Genomic DNA, 17,007 nt, shown 5'->3' on the forward strand with positions numbered 1-17,007 from the left:
CGCCGTCGGGTCAGCCGTTTTTTTGGTGACGCGGTTACTCTTAGGGCGCGGTGCAGGTTCTGACGAACCGGCACCGCGCCCTAGCTTATGCTTGGTGTGTCCGTCACAGAAATTCTCGATAGACTACGCGCGCCGGTGTTAAGTCGCTCGTGACGTATCCGCTATGCCCGTGGGATGACGCGGGGTTCAGGCAAATGTGCTAAGCAACTCCCGTCCTGCCCTGATGTATGCAGGATCGGTTCATGATGGCTGGTTGATGCCAGGCAGCAGGCGAACCCGCCGGCGACGATCGCGCCTGCGGTGACTCCCCGAGATGTCGCCCGATATAATCTTGAACCGGTTTCAGGAAAGCATCCGACAAGAGTGGTGGCATGATCTCATCGAAACACCTCGCGGCAGGTATCCTATCCTCGACCGCGTCGGCGTGGCTTCGTCAATTCGCAACACTGGTCCTGTACACCATAGCCGCAAGACTGCTCGAACCTGAGCAAATCGGCGTCTTCGCTCTTGCCAGTACCGTCCTGCTGCTGTTCGAATATGGTGTCTTCGATTCCATCTCTGAGACGATGGTCCAACGCGCCGATCTCGAAGGCGGGCATGTCGGCGCCGCTCTCGTCATGGGACTGTGCGCGGCACTCTGCGTTGTAGGCTCCGCTACGCTCCTCGCTGGAACCATCGCCCGGACCTTCGATTTTCCCGATGTGCAGAAAGTGCTGCCCTGGATGGCCGGCGGGGTGGCGCTGATCTGCATCTCCGCGGTTCATAGCGGTATCCTGCGCCGCCAGGCTCGGTTCCACCTGATCTCGATGATCTCCGCCATTGCCGGCGTAATCGCGTGCGGTACCGGCGTGGCGCTGATGTTCATGGGGGCGGGCGTGTGGTCACTGGTAGCCTACTTCATGGTCGAGAAGCTTGTCTTGGCAGGCGGAACGATCGCAGCGGCCTTGAGTCACCCAGCCTCGCGCTTCGCCGGACGCCACGTCAGGGAAATTTCCTCTTACGCCTCGGCGATCGCCGGCCAGCGGGCTGCTTTCTTTCTGCGCAACCAAATCGACCGGTTCCTGATAGCCGGCCTGTGGGGACCCGAAGTGCTGGGCGCCTATCAACTCGCGGGCCGGGTCTTCGAATCCCTGCTGGCCGTTCTGCTTGCTCCAGCTTCCAAGATGTTCTTCGTCAGCTACGCCCGTCTACAAGGTACCGGCACGAAGCTGCGCTCCACTTTCCTGAATAGCCTGGAAGCCGTCACCTTCGTGATCTTTCCGGCATGCTTGGGTCTGTCCGCCGTCGGCCCGGAGGTGATCCGCATCCTGTTCGGAGAAGGCTGGGAGACGAGCCAGCTGATCCTGCAGCTGGTGGCGCTTGGCGGAGCCCCCTTGGTGGTGAACGTGATGTCCGGAGCACTGATTTCGGCGGCCGGCTTCGCTCGGACATTCCTGCTGGTCGAGGTTTCGTCGGCAATCCTCGGGGCCGTCATGCTCGCAAGCATGTCGCATTTCGGCATCGTGGGCGTGGCCGCGGCCATCATCGTCCGTGAATCCGTAGCCGTCATGATCTACAGCAGCGTGATCAGATCGTCGTTCTCAATCGACAGGAGAGCCTATTTCGGTACTTTCGGGTATCCGCTGGCGATGTCCATGGCGATGCTGGCCTGTGCCGAGATCGCTCGGAAGGCTTTGGAAAACAACCTTTCCACTCCAGCAATGCTCGTCTTCCTCGTTGTCTTCGGTGCCGTTTTCTATATTACTGCCATGGCCGTAGTCAGGATGCCGCTGCTCGAGCGCGCGATGGCGCTCGTAAGGGGTGGACTATCGAAGTCGACTGATCCCTGACACAGCCGACTCCCTTACCGACACCGGAATCCGCACTCTGCGGGCGCCGGCTTTGAGGGTTGGAATAAGTCTTCTGGAATGTCGGCGAAATCGAACAGGGAATTTGCTGCCCGCAGTATGCTGCTTAAGCACAGGTGGCATGTCCACCGACATTCTCCTGATAATCTGATCTAACACCAACCATCGATGATCGATCTCCAATAGAACTGTTCGGTATCTGATATTTATTGAAGTTCATGTTAAGTGGTTTCGGTATAATGGAAAAACTCTGTTTTCCTGATCAAGGCTGTGTAGAATTTTTGGCCAGGAGAAGCGAGTCTGTACATTTAGATTATATCGGCCGTTTCATCGGCTGGTTTTTACTAGCTTGAGAGCGCTTCAATGTTCGAAACTGAAGGTGTCTCCGGGCACGGGATAGTGGCTGCTGAAGCGGTTCGGACCGGGCATCATGACGACTCCCAGGAGCGGGTTCTTCATCTGGCGATTCTGTGCGACCGGGAGACGATCGCCAGCTGGCAGGAGCAAAGCCTTGACCGGTTGATCGGATCGGGGTGCCGGATAACGCTCCTGCGCTTTCCCAATGCGTGGGAGCCGGAAGAGGACAGGACTTTTTCCGGAAGCTTGATCCGCCGATTGAAGAACCGGGCTTCGACGCTTCGGCAGAGGGCCTTTCCCCCGATGCTTCGCCGTAACACCGTCGATCTGACCGACGCAACGGAGCTCGATAAGGCTGCTATCGACATCATGCTCGACTTCCGGAGCAGGATGACACCGCTGAAACTCGATCGACTGCCCCGGTATGGCATCTGGACGATGACAATCGATCATGCAGCAGGCGATGCCGCCTTGCTCGCCGTGCTCGACGGTTTCGCAACAGGAAGAAGGGTGTTCGAGGTCGCCTTGGTTTCGACAGCCGATGCGGTATCCGATCCCAGGGTGCTGCGCAAGGGGACGATCGGGTCCGAGGAAACCTTGGAAAGGACCTTGAACGACATCTACGACGCCGTTTCCGGATGGCCATTCCTGGCATTGCGGCTGATCCAGCAGGGCCAAGGACCGATCGAAACCGATCGGGCACCGGCGCTTCTCCGTGCCAACAAGCCGGCGGCAGGGATTCTATCGGGGATGTTGCGGTCGGAGCTTCGCCGGGCGACCAACTTGATGAAGCGCTGGTTCCTATTCGAAACATGGAATATCGGCATCTGCGACGTTCCGATCGAAGCTTTCCTCGATCCCGCCGTCGATCCTGATCCGGTGTGGCTCAAGCCGCCGCGCAAGTATTCGTACTATGCCGATCCCTTTCCGGTTCCCGATCGTGATGGTGAACTGCTTTGCGAATTTCTGGACGCGACGACGGACTACAAGGGCAGGATCGTCAGGATAGGCTGGGATGGTTCGGGGAACGACCCCAAAGTATCGGATGCGATCGACAGGGCTTACCATCTCTCCTATCCTTACCAGTTTACCGACGGCGGACAGACATTCTGCCTACCGGAAGCCTACCAGAGCGGGCGCCTGGATCTTCTGACGGCGGATGCCGAGGGGGGAGCGTTGCACGAGGTGGCGACTCTTCTGGAAGTTCCCGCGGTCGACCCCGTCATCCTCCGGCACGCGGATCGCTGGTGGCTGTTCTGCACCCTGATCGAGCATCAGAACTCCGACCTTCATATCTGGTACGCAACCAGCTTGACGGGACCATGGACGCCCCATGCCAACAACCCGGTCAAGACCGACGTTGCTTCAGCTCGGCCGGGTGGCACGCCTTTCGTTTCGGGTGGGCGCCTTTACCGGCCGGCGCAGGACTGTTCAATGACCTACGGCGGCGCCCTCAGCCTCATGGAAATCATCCAACTCGATGAAAAACACTTCTCCGAACGGTTGGTCCGCCGGATAGTACCGCCGAAGGGACCTTACCGGGATGGGACCCATACGCTGTCAGCCTGCGGTGCCCGGACGCTGATCGATGCCAAGCGATACCACTTTGCCGGGACGCTATTCCTGAGAAAAGTGGTCGCCAGGGTACGCGGGATCCGCTGATCCGCATAATCCTTCCTTGATCGAAGACAAAACAACCTTAAGTTGAAAACAAGCAGGAGAGACTTGCCGTGTCTGCGACACTTGAGTATGCGTCATCTCTGCGGATGCCGACCAAGCGCCGCGTGCTCATGGTCATCACATCGGGAATTATAGGAGGTGGTCAGCAGCACGTCGTCGATATTTGCACGCAGCTGCGTCACGATCACGAAATTCTCGTAGCCTGCGGCGAGGGTGACTACCTCGCGGATGCACTCAACCTTCTGGGCATAGAGCGGCAGGTCGTTCCCGATTTCGTGCGCCCGATCGACCCGAAACGCGATTGGCGAGCCTTGAAGACATTGCTCGCCGTAATCCGCAGGTTTAGGCCCGATGTCATTCACGCTCATACCTCCAAGGCCGGTGCGCTGGTCCGGCTTATTCGGCCGCTTCTCGGACTCGGCGTCCGGATCATCTATACACCGCATAACTGGGCTTTCAACAATCCGAACAATGCCGGCAACGCGCGGATGAACCTCTGGATTGAGCGAGGTCTTTCCGCGTTAACATATGCCACCGTTCTTGTTTCGGAGTCGGAAATGAAGCTGGCGCTCCGGAACGGTGTCGGAAAGCCGTCGCGGATGCACGTGATCTACTCCGGCCGCAAAATCCCTGAGCAACTGACAGCCAAGGAGCGTGCACCCAGGGACGTATTTCGCCTGACCTGGGTCGGACGCTTGGAAGGACACAAGGACCCCGACACCGTAATCGCTGCAGTGCGCCTGCTCCCTCCCGATCTTATGAAGCGCTTCGAATTGGTCGTCGTCGGTGGCGGCAGCGAGGCGGCGCGGATCGGACAGATAGCAGCGGATCTGCCAGTAAGGATGGTCGGCGCGCAAGACAACAGAACGGCGCTCGCTTGGATGGCGAGTGGCGACGCCTTCGTTCTGTCGAGCCGCTACGAACCCTTCGGACTGGTCGTGCTCGAAGCGATGGGCCTGGGCATTCCGGTCGTCGCCAGCGCCGAAGGTGGACCGAGCGAGATCATCAAGGACGGAGAGAACGGCCTGCTCTTTCCACAGGGCGATGCGCGGGCTCTTCGCGATGCCATCCTGCAGCTCATGTCCGACTCCGAACTGCTGGATCGCTTGAAGATCAACGGCCTTCGACGCTTCCAAGATTTTCCGACCGAACGGATGGGAGAGTGCCTGAGAAAGCTCTATGCAGCGTGACGGCCGGGTTCCGTTTGCCATGTCATATTTTCTTCCATGGAGCATGTACGGAAGAGACAGTCATGTATAGCCATCCGATAGCCAATGGCATCGTCGCCATACCCAAATGGCTGGGTTACAATGAAAAGAGTCGAACGAGCTCTATTGTTTCAAAACATGCGTGATGCCGATGGCGTCAGACGCTTCGAGAATGGAACTTGCCATGGGAAATGCTGAAAAAATTCCGCGAGTTCTTCATTACTGCTGGTTCGGGCGATCTCCGATGACCGAGCTTGGACAGAGATGTTTACAGACGTGGCAGGATGTAATGCCTGACTATTCTATAGTCCGGTGGGATGAAGAAAAGATACATTCCACCAGTCTCTATGTGAAAGCCGCCTATCAGCAGAAAAGATACGCGTTCGTCGCAGACTATATGCGGCTTTGGGCTCTGCATAACGAAGGTGGAATCTACATGGATACCGATGTCGAAGTGATTAGGCCCTTCGACGATCTACTGGTGAAGCCTTTCTTCCTTGGGCGTGAATCGCCGACCAGCGTCGGTGTTGGCATCATCGGGGCGACGAAGGGGCATCCCTTCCTCAAGCTTGTTCTGGATAAGCTGGATGGCGAAGCGAACACCGGCAGGATAACCTTCCAACCGCTGCCGGAACTCGTCTATACCCTGCTTCAAACACAAGAGGCCAAGGACATAACCATTTTACCTGAAGAGTGCTGCTATCCCTACAACCCTTACAGCAGCGAGGTCATCCGGCGGAAACCGCTGTTGTCCAACATGTCGGAAAAGACCTACTGCGTCCACCACTGGGAAGGGAGCTGGCTCGGCGACATGTCGTTGAAGATCATGCTCAAGCTCCGTTTCCGGTACGCCATCAACAAGGCGAAATCAAGGATCGGGGCGCTGTCTTTTCGCTGAAGGCTGCGGACGGGCGCCGGGGGGCCGCAGATTTCGGTCCCCGGCGAAGCCGAGCGCCAGACCGGCCGCGATCCACCCTCCGAAGAAGCGGAAACTGTCGATGCTTGCTCCCAGGATCAGCAGCCCGAATAGGGTCATTGCCGTCGCGAGATGAAGCGGCGCCGTGTCGGGACCGGACCTCAGCGTATTGCTGCATGATCTCGCGAAAAGCGAGAAAATGAACACCAGCCAGATCAGGTAGCCAAATAAACCGGTCTCCGCCAGCAAGCGCGCGTGGATGGAATAGATCGGCGGCCACGGCGTCGTCTCGTCGTCCAGGATATATGCCCGGACTTCGTAACTCCTGAAATCGTCTGCTTGAAGATGGTGGCGATACAGGAATCCGAACTGCCCCAGCCCAACCCCCAGCAGCGGCTGGTCGGTGAACATCGAAAAGGCACTCTTGATCGCTGCGGTCCGCGTCACGTTGGAGACATTCTCCTCCTGATCCAGGTCGGCATCCTGCCCCACCGCCATCTCGGTGATCGCATCGGCCATTTTCCGGTAAGCCGTAGGCTCCGCTGCAAGAAGGAAGGCGCCGATGACGGCCCCCGTCAGCGCCAGGACGAGGAGGTCGACGCGGTGACGGGCGTAGTACCAGCCCAGCAATAGGGCTTGAAAGCCGAAGACGAGCAGCGCCGTCCTCGATTGGGCAAGAATTACCAGGATCGCAACCAGCCCCGTATAGGCCACCGTCTCCAGTCTTCGGCCCTTGAGACTTACCGCACCGAATGGAAAGAAGAAGGTCAGCATGACCCCGGCCCAGGAAACCTCGAAAGCCGTCATCCTGAGCCGGGTAACATATACCGTCGATGTCTCGCCGGCGGAGTGGATTACCGACGAGAGCACTTCGTGCATTGGCGTCAGTACCGGCACGTTCACCCAGGAGGCACATTCAAGAACCCCGACGGCGGCCATGATGAGAAGCGCGGCCTTGGCGCCCCTGACGATATGGACCGTCATGCCGCGCCGGCCGAGGTTGTAGGCCAATACCGTGATGACGATACCAAGTGCGAAGGTCATGCCCTGCGTGACCACACGCTCCATGCCGGTGCGGCCCTTGAACTGGTATGTCGCGATGTCATCGTAATTGACCACGATGCCGGCGAGAACGACCGCCGTGAAGGCCGCCGTGAACCACAGGAGCATCGTCGGCACTTCGATGTCGCCGGACGACCGCAGCAGGAAGAGCGTCAATATGGGAAGCGCGTAGATGAAGGCATCCTGGGAGATCTCGCCGATCGGAAGCAAGGCTGGCAAATCGTTGAAGGCCAGCGACACGATAGAAATGACGACTATCCACGGCAGCGCACGGTCGGCATCTCCAACGCGCGCGATCCCGTTCATCCCACGGCCAGCCGGTGGCCCGGCCTGCTTGGAGTGCGCTATTGCCATAGACGGCGCTTGACGGCGATAAGAAGACCGAAGGGAATGCCCATGAACAGGATGGTCCTTGCCACTCCGAGATAGGCATGAGGATCGGCCCAGGAAAAATAGTCTCGCTGTATGCGCAGCCGGGAGACCAGGTTCCTTCGACGTTTGGCGATCGTCGTTCCCGCATTGCTGACGATGTATTCGGTCAGGACGGCTGGGATGTTCGCCAGCCGGTACTTATGTCCAAGCCGGACGAACAGATCATAATCCTCGGCGGTTTTGTACCTGTCGGAATAGAGCCCGATTTCGCGGATGGCGTCGGCGCGGATCATCACGGTCGGATGCAGCATGGCCGGAACGTAACGCTGTTTCCTCAGAATTTCTTTGTGTCCGGTAGGAAATCGAAGGGTGAACAGATGCTTGCCGCCGTCATCGACGCATTTGGCCCAGGTGCCGACCGCGCCGACATCGGCGTTCCGGTCCAAAAATTCGGCTTGGCGGGCGATGCGGCCTTCCATCGGGGTATCGTCGGCGTCCAGGCGTGCGATATAGCGGTACTCGCGGCTCAGCAGGCGCTGAAGGCCGGCGTTGAGCGCGTGCTCGATGCCTCGGTTGCTGTCCAGTCTCAACAGCGTAACCTGGTGTATGCCGGCCTGCCCAGGGCATTGGATCGGCTTTGGGCTCCCGTCGTCGACGACGACTACATCATAGGGGAAGGGATCGCGCGCGATCGCCTCCAGCGTCTTCGAGATACCGCCCTGATCCCGGAAGACCGGTATCAAGGCGCAGACGGTCGGAAGGTCGTCCATGGCTGCTCAACCCTTGCGGGCGCTGAACGGGTTGCCGGGCAGCCCGACAGGAAAACTGCGGGCGGCAAGTCGGGGTCTCGCCTCCTGCACCCGGGGCCGAGCGTCGAGCGCGGGCCGGTAGCGGCCCAGGGGACCGGAGGCCACTTCGACCTGATTGATCACCAAGGCAACCACTTCTATGCCCAGGGCTCGGAAATCGCTCACCGCGGCACTGACCATCTCGGGCGGAGTGTCGCGCCATTTGGTTACCAGAATGCACTCGCCGGCACAGGCTCCGGCGAACAGGGCGTCCGAGGCGACCGATAGGGGCGGGGTGTCCAGCAGGACATACTCGTAGCTTGACGACAGGGTTTCGAGCAGCGCCCTGAAATTGAGCGAAGAGAAAACCGCATGGGGGTTCAAGGTGTCGGAATGGAAACGCACTACGTTCGGATGGCCGCGTTCCCCATGGTACAGCGTCGCGCCCAGATCGGCATAACCGACCAACGGCTGCCCGCGCGAAAGATCGATGTGGAGTTGTGTCGGCTTCGGCCTACGAAGATCGCAATCGACGACGACGACGGTTTCATTGGCCAGTGCCATGGCACCGGCGAAAGCTAGGCAGAAGGCGCTCTTGCCTTCGGCCGGCCTTGGCGAAGTGACGGCGATGGTCCGCTTGCGCCGGCTGTCCGGACGGACCTGAAGTGCGGCCCTGATGCGGTGAAGCGCTTCGGTGAAGGCCGACGAAGGATTGTGGGCAACGTAGTGCGACGGCGCCGATCGCAGGTGACGGACCCGCGGGATCATCCCGACGTCGAGCGCGTTCAAGCGTGCCTGCTCCACCAGCAATTCCGGATCGGTCCTTTTCTCCCGCTGTGTCCGCATGATCGCCACCGACATTCCGGCGAGAGCTCCGGCGATCGACCCCAGCGCGAGCATGAGGCTTTTGCTTGGACCGTTCGGCCGTTGCGGAACCTCGGCAGGCGACAGCACGCGGACATCCGGTTCCAGGAAGTCCTGACGCCCCGACAACTCGCGCTGACGCGACAGGAACTGTTCGTAGACGGTCGCCAGGGCCTGCGCCTCCCGCTCTGCCCGCCGCAGTTTAGGATACGCTTCGGCACTTTGCGCGATCGCCTGTTCCTGCGCGCGCAGCGTCGAAACGATCCCTTCCTCCTGCGCCTTCGCCGCGGTCGCATCGGCTTCCAGGCTCGCCACGACCTTGCTGATCTCGATCGAGATCCCGCGGTTCAACTCGGCCCTCTGAGCCCGGATGGTGCGGCTGTCGGGATGGTTCGGCCCGAGCGTTTCGAGGAGCTGCGCTTCCCGGCGCCGGAGTTCGGCCTCCTGTTGGCGCAGTTGCTGGATCAACTGTGATGAGAGAACTTCTGACGCGGCCGATCCGTCCCGGCCCAGACCCGTCCTCGCCGCCTGAATGCGCGCTTCCGCCTGAGTTCGCCTGATTCGCGCGGCGACCAGTTCCGACATCAGGGTATTCGCCTGCTGTTCCGTCAGTGTGCCCGATCGGAGTTCTTGAAGCCGGACCTGTTCGCGCAGGGTCTGGGACGTCTGCTCCGCTTTCTGAAGGTCGGCACTCAGCGACGCCAGCTTGTTCTTCAGGGTATCGACAGCCTGGGCATTGCTCTCTTTCCGTTGCTCCACCCTGAGCGCGATGAACTGCTGCGCGATGGCGTTGGTGACCGCCGTCGCCAAGCCAGGGTCGGTGGCGGTGTAGCGCACCTGAATCACGTATGACCGCCCGCCGTTCTTTATCTCAAGGCTGCGAGTGATGTGTTCCGCGATCAGTCTCGACTCTGCATCGGCTCCGTCGATCTGCTCGTCGCCGGCTTTCGGCGACGTCATCCACCGGCACGCCGATTCCAGGTAGGTGCGGATCGTTCCGGCAAAGGACCCGTCGGAGATCCCGGCATCGTCAGCCGGACAGAAGGAGCGGAGCGCGCCTGATTTCGGAGCCGCCGCATCGGCAAGCACCGCGCGCATGTCGGCTGGGAGTTGATTGACGGCTCTGACGAGTACCGGCATCGATGCGACCGTTTCGACCACCGTGCGGGTGGCGGCCGGATCGACGGGCCTGAGCGGGTCCTCGGGACCCAGCACTCCATCGACCCGACTCGACGGCGGTTCGGCGACCAGCACTGCCTCTGCCGAGAACCGGGGTGCGATTTGCAGGGAAATGCCATAGCCTCCCACGATCCCGATGACGGCGCCGAGGATGATGACGCTCTTGTTCCGCCGGATGGCAGTCACGAGATCGCTGAGTCTGAACAACCCGGTGGATCGTGCGGGGCTGGCTTCCTGCAGGTGGTAGTCTGGCAGCAGCATCATGCGGGTTGACCTGTGCGGGGCACTCTGGCTGCTCCGATGATCGAATGGAGGTGCGGTGTCGTCTTCATGGCCGGGAGCGCTCCGGAATTGAGAGGGATGGGTGGCATGGCCGGTATCGAAGGGCGGAAGGTTGAAAGCGCGCTCGGTTGCGGGCGCCGGACACTGCCTGAAACGTTCAATTCAGCAAGCACCTTTCCGGCCTAGCACGACGCCTACCGTCTTCAGCAGAATCTTCAGGTCGAGCATCAATGTCCAGGACCTGACGTAATGGCTGTCAAGACTGACCCTCTCGTCATAGCTCAGATCGCTGCGGCCGCTGACTTGCCATAGTCCGGTGATGCCTGGCCGGCAGCTCAAGTAGTCGCCGACATTCTTGTCGTACAGAGTCAGTTCGTGAGGAGTGACTGGCCTCGGTCCAACGATACTCATGTCACCTTTCAGTACATTCCAGATCTGTGGGAGTTCGTCGATGCTGGTGACTCGCATCAGCCGCCCGATCCCGGTGACGCGCGGGTCGTTCACCAGCTTGAAATCCTTGTTCCAGGCGTCGCGGGCAACGGCATCGTTCTTGAGGAGGTTGGCAAGGACGTCGTCCGCATCCACCACCATGGTGCGGAACTTCCAGCACCGAAAAATCTTATTCCGGTATCCTACCCGGCGGTGACCGAAAAACACCGGACCTCCGTCCAACTTGATGAGCATGCTAACGATCAACATCAAGGGAAACGTTATAAAGAGGAGTGATGCCGCGATCAGGATGTCAGCGGCCCTTTTAATTTTACTTGCGTAGATCCTTTGACCGTTAGAATCTTGTTCAGAATTCTGGTTTTTTGGTATAAAATTGCTCAAGACAATATTGTCGTCGATATTGGCTTTTGCGAGCGGCATAAAAGAGATCCTTGGGGTTTTACGAAGCCGGCGCGGCAGGATTGAATGTGTTGCAGCGCAGTGTATTCTTGATCGAAGCAGACTGGTGTATGAGAATCTGGTTATCTATCCAACGGTGATCAACTTGTCTCCCAATCGATGGTAGCTCTCACACAACCAGTAGGATTTTTCTTCGGTTTCTCCGGTCAGAAGTGGAAGATGCAAGATTACTACCGATGTTAAATCTTTTGGTCATGATCCGATCGAGCCAAGTAATATTCCGGGCGAACATATCTCCACTAGACCTCGGTTACATGTTCCGATGACCGCTTTTTTAAAGCTTTCGGATGACCCCCCTTATTCGGAATGAGGATTGCACAGAATTCGGTATCACTGGCATAGTGGGGTTTGGACTATGTGCTCCTGCATCTTCCCCAATTTCAGCTTCTATGCCGAGGTTATCGATCTTGGACTTGGATCGGAATTCAGCTGTGAGATAAGCCCTTGATATCGCATATAGAAGTGACTGAGAGGCGTCGGTGAAATAAAAAGAGCGCACGTGTCAGGTGCACTCTTGTCGATAGCCAGGATTTTCAGTCACCGGAAGATTTTGTGGAAGAATTTACTTTCTATGCCGATGTCTCCGAGGAATCAATGGCAATCTAAACGCCAGACATAGATGTAATTGTCGCCAACGTCGCTCCTGGAGTTATCGTACAGGGCCAGGTTCACATAACGGCCAACCTCATCTTCCTTGCTGAACGGAATCTTAGGACCTTTGAAGCTCGTAAGTTTAGCTTTGAATATATCAACTGAGTGGCCACCGTAATCTCCAAGATCACGGTCGTAATCTACAACGAATTTAACATCATGCCGGCAGAGGTATTCCGTGGCATCGCTGGCGGTTCGGAGCATCTCGGAATAGGCCTTGTCGTTGACCAATCCTTCGAGTTGTAAGACGTGCCCTCCATTATAGTAGGCGAAGGACCCGGCTCGGTCGCCCATCGCCACCAGCGAACTGCCGAAGACGCTTCGGTACTGATATGCAACCTCCTCATTTACATCATAGAAATTCATTTTCTGGTTGTATGCTAGGGCACGGGCAGTCCTATAAGCTGGCCAGATGACACCCATCATGACGGCAATACCGAGCAGCGCCAAATTAAGTCCGTGGAACTTACTGCGTTCAGGAGTGCCGCTTCGCCACTGCGAATTCCGCTGTCTCAGAAGATCTTGCCCGGCGATCAAAGCCGGAACGACGATCAGATAGATCGGAAACCGATACCATTCCCAGACCCGCCACGATGAGAAGAATGCCAGTTTGACGATAAATACCAGTAGTCCTAACTCAAGTCCGACAATTATTAATTTGGTCTGCTTATTCACAAAACTCGAGAGAAGAAATGCTAGTGAAGATATGTAAAATACGACGACCGTCGCATAGTTTCCAGTCAGAATACCCTTAAAACCTTCCGACCTTAACTGTTCTATAAACAATTCATTGACGTGGAAGCCGCCGAAGGATTTTATTTCTCCCGATATGGGTGCAGGTGTGCCGAATACGACTTGGTTTGCGACGGCGTAGCCGATGCCTGCCGCTCCGATCATTGCCAAACCGTAGATCCGATCCTTGTTCGACGGCAGGGTAAGGATCAGAACGGGAATGACGAAAACAGCAGCTTCGATCTGGGCAGCTATGCACAGCACAGCGGCTGCTCCGGCTACCAGTCCACGGTTGTCGGCGATGAAATGCGTATAGCTGCTCAGGACAACGATCAGCGCGGTATAAGCTAAGAACAGAATAGTCGTTTCCATTCCCATGTAGCTCGTCGCGTTAACCGCATAATAAAAAAAGCCGAACGCAATGGCCTGGCTCAGGATGTTGGCTGGCTGGATCAGTCGGATCAGGTAGTAGAGCGATATTGATAGAATGAGTGCTTCCAGAAATTTGATCGGAATAATGGCATCCCCAAAAAAATATATCCACGCAGCTAGTATGGCGGTCCACAGCGGATGATACCCGTTGGTCAACATGGCACCATCAAATGTACTGAGGCTTGTTTCAGCAATATTCTTGGCTATGACGATGTAGTAGAATGCATCGTCTTCTATATCAGGCATGCCAAAACGTATGTTTAAGATAAACGTCTTTGTCAGAAGTGCAATGAATAAAACCAATGGAAAAGCAAATGGGTTTCGAGCGAATGCGTTTGAAATTCTCAGCAGTAGACTTCTTCCATGAGCGGAAGCTTTGAGGGATGCGTTGATGTTTTCCATAAATGATCTGTCCCTCACTGAGTATTCGAAAGAACTCGATTTTCAAGAATTCTGAAACGTCGAAGAGGTCCGGCTTCACTCATGCCGGCTTAAGCTTAATGCTGCTAACCGGCCATCGCTATCGTTTTGATGAATGGTTGTCGACACTATGCCGATTAACGCAAATTCGCCGAACCGCTAAGAGCCTTAGTCTGTCCAGGAGGATAGATCCAAACAGGATAGATGGAATTTTAGCCTAATGGCATGGTGCTGAACAATCAGGTATGAACGTTAGGGCGCCGCTCCTGTACTTCGGGTATTGTCCATACATTATGGAAGCGTTGAACACGATTTTGAAAAGCTGCGATCGGCTGCGATGGTCCAGCAGACTTCTTGGGTGTTTATGATCTCGCAGCGACCGGAGTTGCCGAATGCAAGGTTCCCCAGGCGCTTTGCACGCGCCTGTAGTCATTGATATCATAGTGTTAGTGGCTGTTTCCGACTCCTGTGGCCCGAATTTTGTTCGACTCAAGCCCGATAAATATCACGTGTCTGCAATTTTAGTTGGGACATTGCTGGTGCGCTGCTTTGGAAAGAAAAAAGCTTCGATTTTTCAATCATATACAATCCACTCCAAGCGATGCGTGGCCCGAAGTTTGTCTCACTATCCTCCCGAATTATATAACTCCTTCGATCGGTCGTTTTCGGGTCTGTGGAGGCGCTGAGTAATAGTTCATCAACTTTTTCACTCCTAAAACAGGCAACGGGACAAGCAAGAAATTTGCTACGTCAATTGCTATTTGGGAGATTTCTCTTGGCTACAACGGTTATTTCCGGTCAGCTGGGCATGGCCACGCCCTTCGGTGAACTCCTGGGTTTATCCGACACGCAGATGAAGGCGGAATTCGCTGATTATGCGAAGTTGGGTGTCGACTGGGTCCGCACGGATTTCTGGTGGAGTCAGGTCCAGCCGACCGCCGGCGGCGCCTACAACTGGACGCAGATCGACAAGGTCGTCGATACGGCCGCACAGTACGGCATCAAGGTAATCGGGCTGTTGAACGGCAAGCCGGGCTGGGTCGGCAGCGCTATGTCCACTGCCAGCGACCAGCAAGCCTTCGGCAAGTTCGCGGGGGCCGCCGCTCAGCATTTCGGCGCCAAGGTCGATCACTGGGAAATCCTCAACGAACAGAACATGTCCGGGATCAATCCCGCCAACTACACCAAGGTACTCCAGGCCGCCTATACGGCGATCAAGGCCGTGGACAGCACCGACACGGTGATCACGGGCGGAACGGCTGCCGTGCCCAGCACGGCGAATGGCTTGTGGGGCGCAGTTGATTATCTTCAGCAGATGTATGCCAATGGCGCCAAGGGTTACTTCGACGCTGTGGGATACCACCCCTACACTTATCCGCTTCTCCCGAACAATCCGGCGTCCTACAACGGCTGGCAGATCATGGAAGACGGCATGCGCCAGACCATGGTTGCCAATGGCGACAGCGCCAAGCAGATCTGGATAACCGAACTCGGGGCTCCTACCGCAGGCGGCGGGGCAGCGATGACCCAGGCCGAACAGGCGCAGGTAATCCAGCAGGCGACAGACATGGCGCACAGCTATGCCTGGACCGGCCCCTTGATGTGGTACTCCTACCAGGACCGTGGCGGCAGCACGAGCGACACTGAAAACTGGTTCGGCTTGGTCGGCCCCAACGGCGAGCACAAACTGGCCTATGCCACCTATCAAAACATTGCCACTCACGACAACGGCACTGCCACCCCGACACCTACACCTACACCTACACCTACACCCACGCCCACGCCCACTCCGACGCCTGTTCCGACTCCGGCGCCGGGAGAAAGTCCGACGTTCACCGGCACCAGCTTTTCCGGTACCTCTGGAGACGATGTCATCATCGGCAACGGTTTGAACAACGTCATCAACGGCAATGCCGGCAACGACACGCTCAAGGGCGGTGTGGGCAACGACTTCCTGAGCGGACATTTGGGTAACGACAAGCTTTGGGGCGGTGCCGGCAACGATGTCTTCGACTTCAACGACGCCAAGTCGATGGGCCGTGACACGATCATGGATTTCGCCAAGGGCGACAGGATCGACGTTTCCGGCATCGACGCCAACTCGGCCCTGTCCGGCAACCAAGCATTCAAGTTCATCGGCTCGAAGTGGCTGGCGAAAGCGGGAGACCTCGGTTTCTACCAGGACAAAGCCAACAGCGTCACCCACGTTCAGGGTGACGTTAACGGCGACGGCAAGTTCGATTTCAGCATTACGGTCCAGGGTATCCACACCTTCGCCGCCACCGATTTCGTACTTTAGGCCCCCTACTGCAAGCTGTATAGCTTTAGAGTGATTGCTATCTTTGACCCCCACGGTGAACGCTTGGCAAGCAGGCATCATCATGGGGGCCGAGATGGGCGATATCACCGGGACAGCCAAAGCGGACAGACTGTCCGGGAGTAGTGGCGACGATACGATAAGGGGATTGGCCGGCAACGACCGTATCCACGGAAAAGGTGGCCTGGACACCATCTATGGCGGCGCCGGCAACGACATCATGGACGGCGGCGTCGGCGACGATTCCCTATATGGGGAAAAGGGCAATGATCGCCTCTATGGCGGGGCCGGCTCCGATTATCTGGCCGGGGGAGAGGGAAACGACATCCTTGCCCCCGGTGCCGGCAAGAACGTCGCTTCCGGCGGCGCCGGAAACGACACCTTTTATTTCAATCAGGACGAGTCGCTGCAATCCAGTGAATTTTATGGCGAAGAAGGAAGAAACACCTTCGTATTCACGGAAGACTCTCCCGCTGAAGTCATCGGCATGCCTTGGGGTTTCCACTACGCCAACAACCTCGTTTTCGTCAGCGGCATCCAGGTTTTCGACGCCTCAGCCGCAAGCTCGCTTGCGTATTCCGGCGGAAGATTTCTGAACACGAAAGTCATCGGCACCAAAAACGATGACACGTTCTATGGCAACAGCGGAAACGAAGTGCTGGTCGGCGGCAGAGGCGACGATATCTTCGATCCCAGATCCGGGACCGATACCGTAACCAGTTCCAGGCATGACAGCGATCTTGTCCAGTACGACACCTCCGCAGACACGGGCGCCGACATCATGACCGGCTTCAACGGCGCGGGACGATCGGGCGGCGACATGATCGAGTTCAATCAGGTCTTGTCCCCCGGCAGCGACCCTCATCCCGTAACCGTGTCGGTGCAGGACGGGCATACATTATTCGACTGGGAGATCGGCAGCTTGCTCGTCGATACGGTCGGTCTGGTCAAGGACGTGGATTACTTCGTTTATCTAGCTTGAATCACGGCA

General features: G+C 57.3%; 11 protein-coding genes. 6 read left to right on the forward strand and 5 right to left on the reverse strand.

The window, feature by feature from the left end; genetic code table 11:
* The first annotated feature begins 371 nt into the window (after positions 1 to 371).
* From N826_RS02095 to N826_RS02110, 4 genes are all read left to right on the forward strand, one after another.
* Positions 372 to 1,829 (forward strand): oligosaccharide flippase family protein, encoded by a 1,458-nt coding sequence (locus N826_RS02095; protein WP_044425628.1) that lies wholly within the window; start codon positions 372 to 374, stop codon positions 1,827 to 1,829.
* A gap of 381 nt (positions 1,830 to 2,210) precedes the next feature.
* The gene (locus N826_RS39595) at positions 2,211 to 3,866 is read left to right on the forward strand and encodes a glucosamine inositolphosphorylceramide transferase family protein (protein WP_052830757.1); all 1,656 of its coding nucleotides are present in this window, start codon (positions 2,211 to 2,213) and stop codon (positions 3,864 to 3,866) included.
* Between the two features lie 68 nt (positions 3,867 to 3,934).
* Complete coding sequence (locus tag N826_RS02105; protein ID WP_147040013.1) at positions 3,935 to 5,074, forward strand: glycosyltransferase; 1,140 nt, start codon at positions 3,935 to 3,937, stop codon at positions 5,072 to 5,074.
* A 202-nt stretch (positions 5,075 to 5,276) separates the two neighbouring features.
* Positions 5,277 to 5,990, forward strand: coding sequence for a glycosyltransferase family 32 protein (locus N826_RS02110; RefSeq protein WP_280178412.1), 714 nt, complete (start codon positions 5,277 to 5,279; stop codon positions 5,988 to 5,990).
* Here the strand turns inward: N826_RS02110 and N826_RS02115 are convergent.
* The 5 genes from N826_RS02115 to N826_RS02135 all read right to left on the reverse strand — a co-directional run bounded on the left by N826_RS02115 (position 5,961) and on the right by N826_RS02135 (position 13,681).
* Positions 5,961 to 7,376, reverse strand: a complete 1,416-nt coding sequence (locus N826_RS02115; protein ID WP_044425631.1) for an O-antigen ligase family protein — start codon at positions 7,374 to 7,376, stop codon at positions 5,961 to 5,963. The two genes, N826_RS02110 and N826_RS02115, sit on opposite strands and share 30 nt — an antisense overlap.
* 38 nt (positions 7,377 to 7,414) lie before the next feature.
* Positions 7,415 to 8,212, reverse strand: coding sequence for a glycosyltransferase (locus N826_RS02120; protein WP_044425632.1), 798 nt, complete (start codon positions 8,210 to 8,212; stop codon positions 7,415 to 7,417).
* Positions 8,213 to 8,218: 6 nt separating this feature from the next.
* Positions 8,219 to 10,537, reverse strand: a complete 2,319-nt coding sequence (locus N826_RS02125) for a GumC family protein (protein WP_044425634.1) — start codon at positions 10,535 to 10,537, stop codon at positions 8,219 to 8,221.
* A gap of 180 nt (positions 10,538 to 10,717) precedes the next feature.
* A complete protein-coding gene (locus N826_RS02130) occupies positions 10,718 to 11,425 on the reverse strand; it encodes a sugar transferase (protein ID WP_052830758.1) in 708 nt (235 codons plus the stop codon).
* Between the two features lie 630 nt (positions 11,426 to 12,055).
* A complete protein-coding gene (locus tag N826_RS02135) occupies positions 12,056 to 13,681 on the reverse strand; it encodes a hypothetical protein (protein WP_147040009.1) in 1,626 nt (541 codons plus the stop codon).
* A gap of 793 nt (positions 13,682 to 14,474) precedes the next feature.
* On the opposite strand from N826_RS02135, the gene N826_RS45650 reads away from it, so the two are divergent.
* Positions 14,475 to 15,998: a beta-galactosidase gene (locus N826_RS45650; protein ID WP_052830759.1), complete on the forward strand. Its 1,524-nt coding sequence runs from the start codon at positions 14,475 to 14,477 to the stop codon at positions 15,996 to 15,998.
* 82 nt (positions 15,999 to 16,080) lie between these two features.
* Positions 16,081 to 16,998: a calcium-binding protein gene (locus N826_RS02145; protein WP_147040007.1), complete on the forward strand. Its 918-nt coding sequence runs from the start codon at positions 16,081 to 16,083 to the stop codon at positions 16,996 to 16,998.
* The last annotated feature ends 9 nt before the right edge of the window (positions 16,999 to 17,007 follow it).

It is taken from the genome of Skermanella aerolata KACC 11604 (assembly GCF_000936425.1).
Classification (GTDB): domain Bacteria; phylum Pseudomonadota; class Alphaproteobacteria; order Azospirillales; family Azospirillaceae; genus Skermanella; species Skermanella aerolata.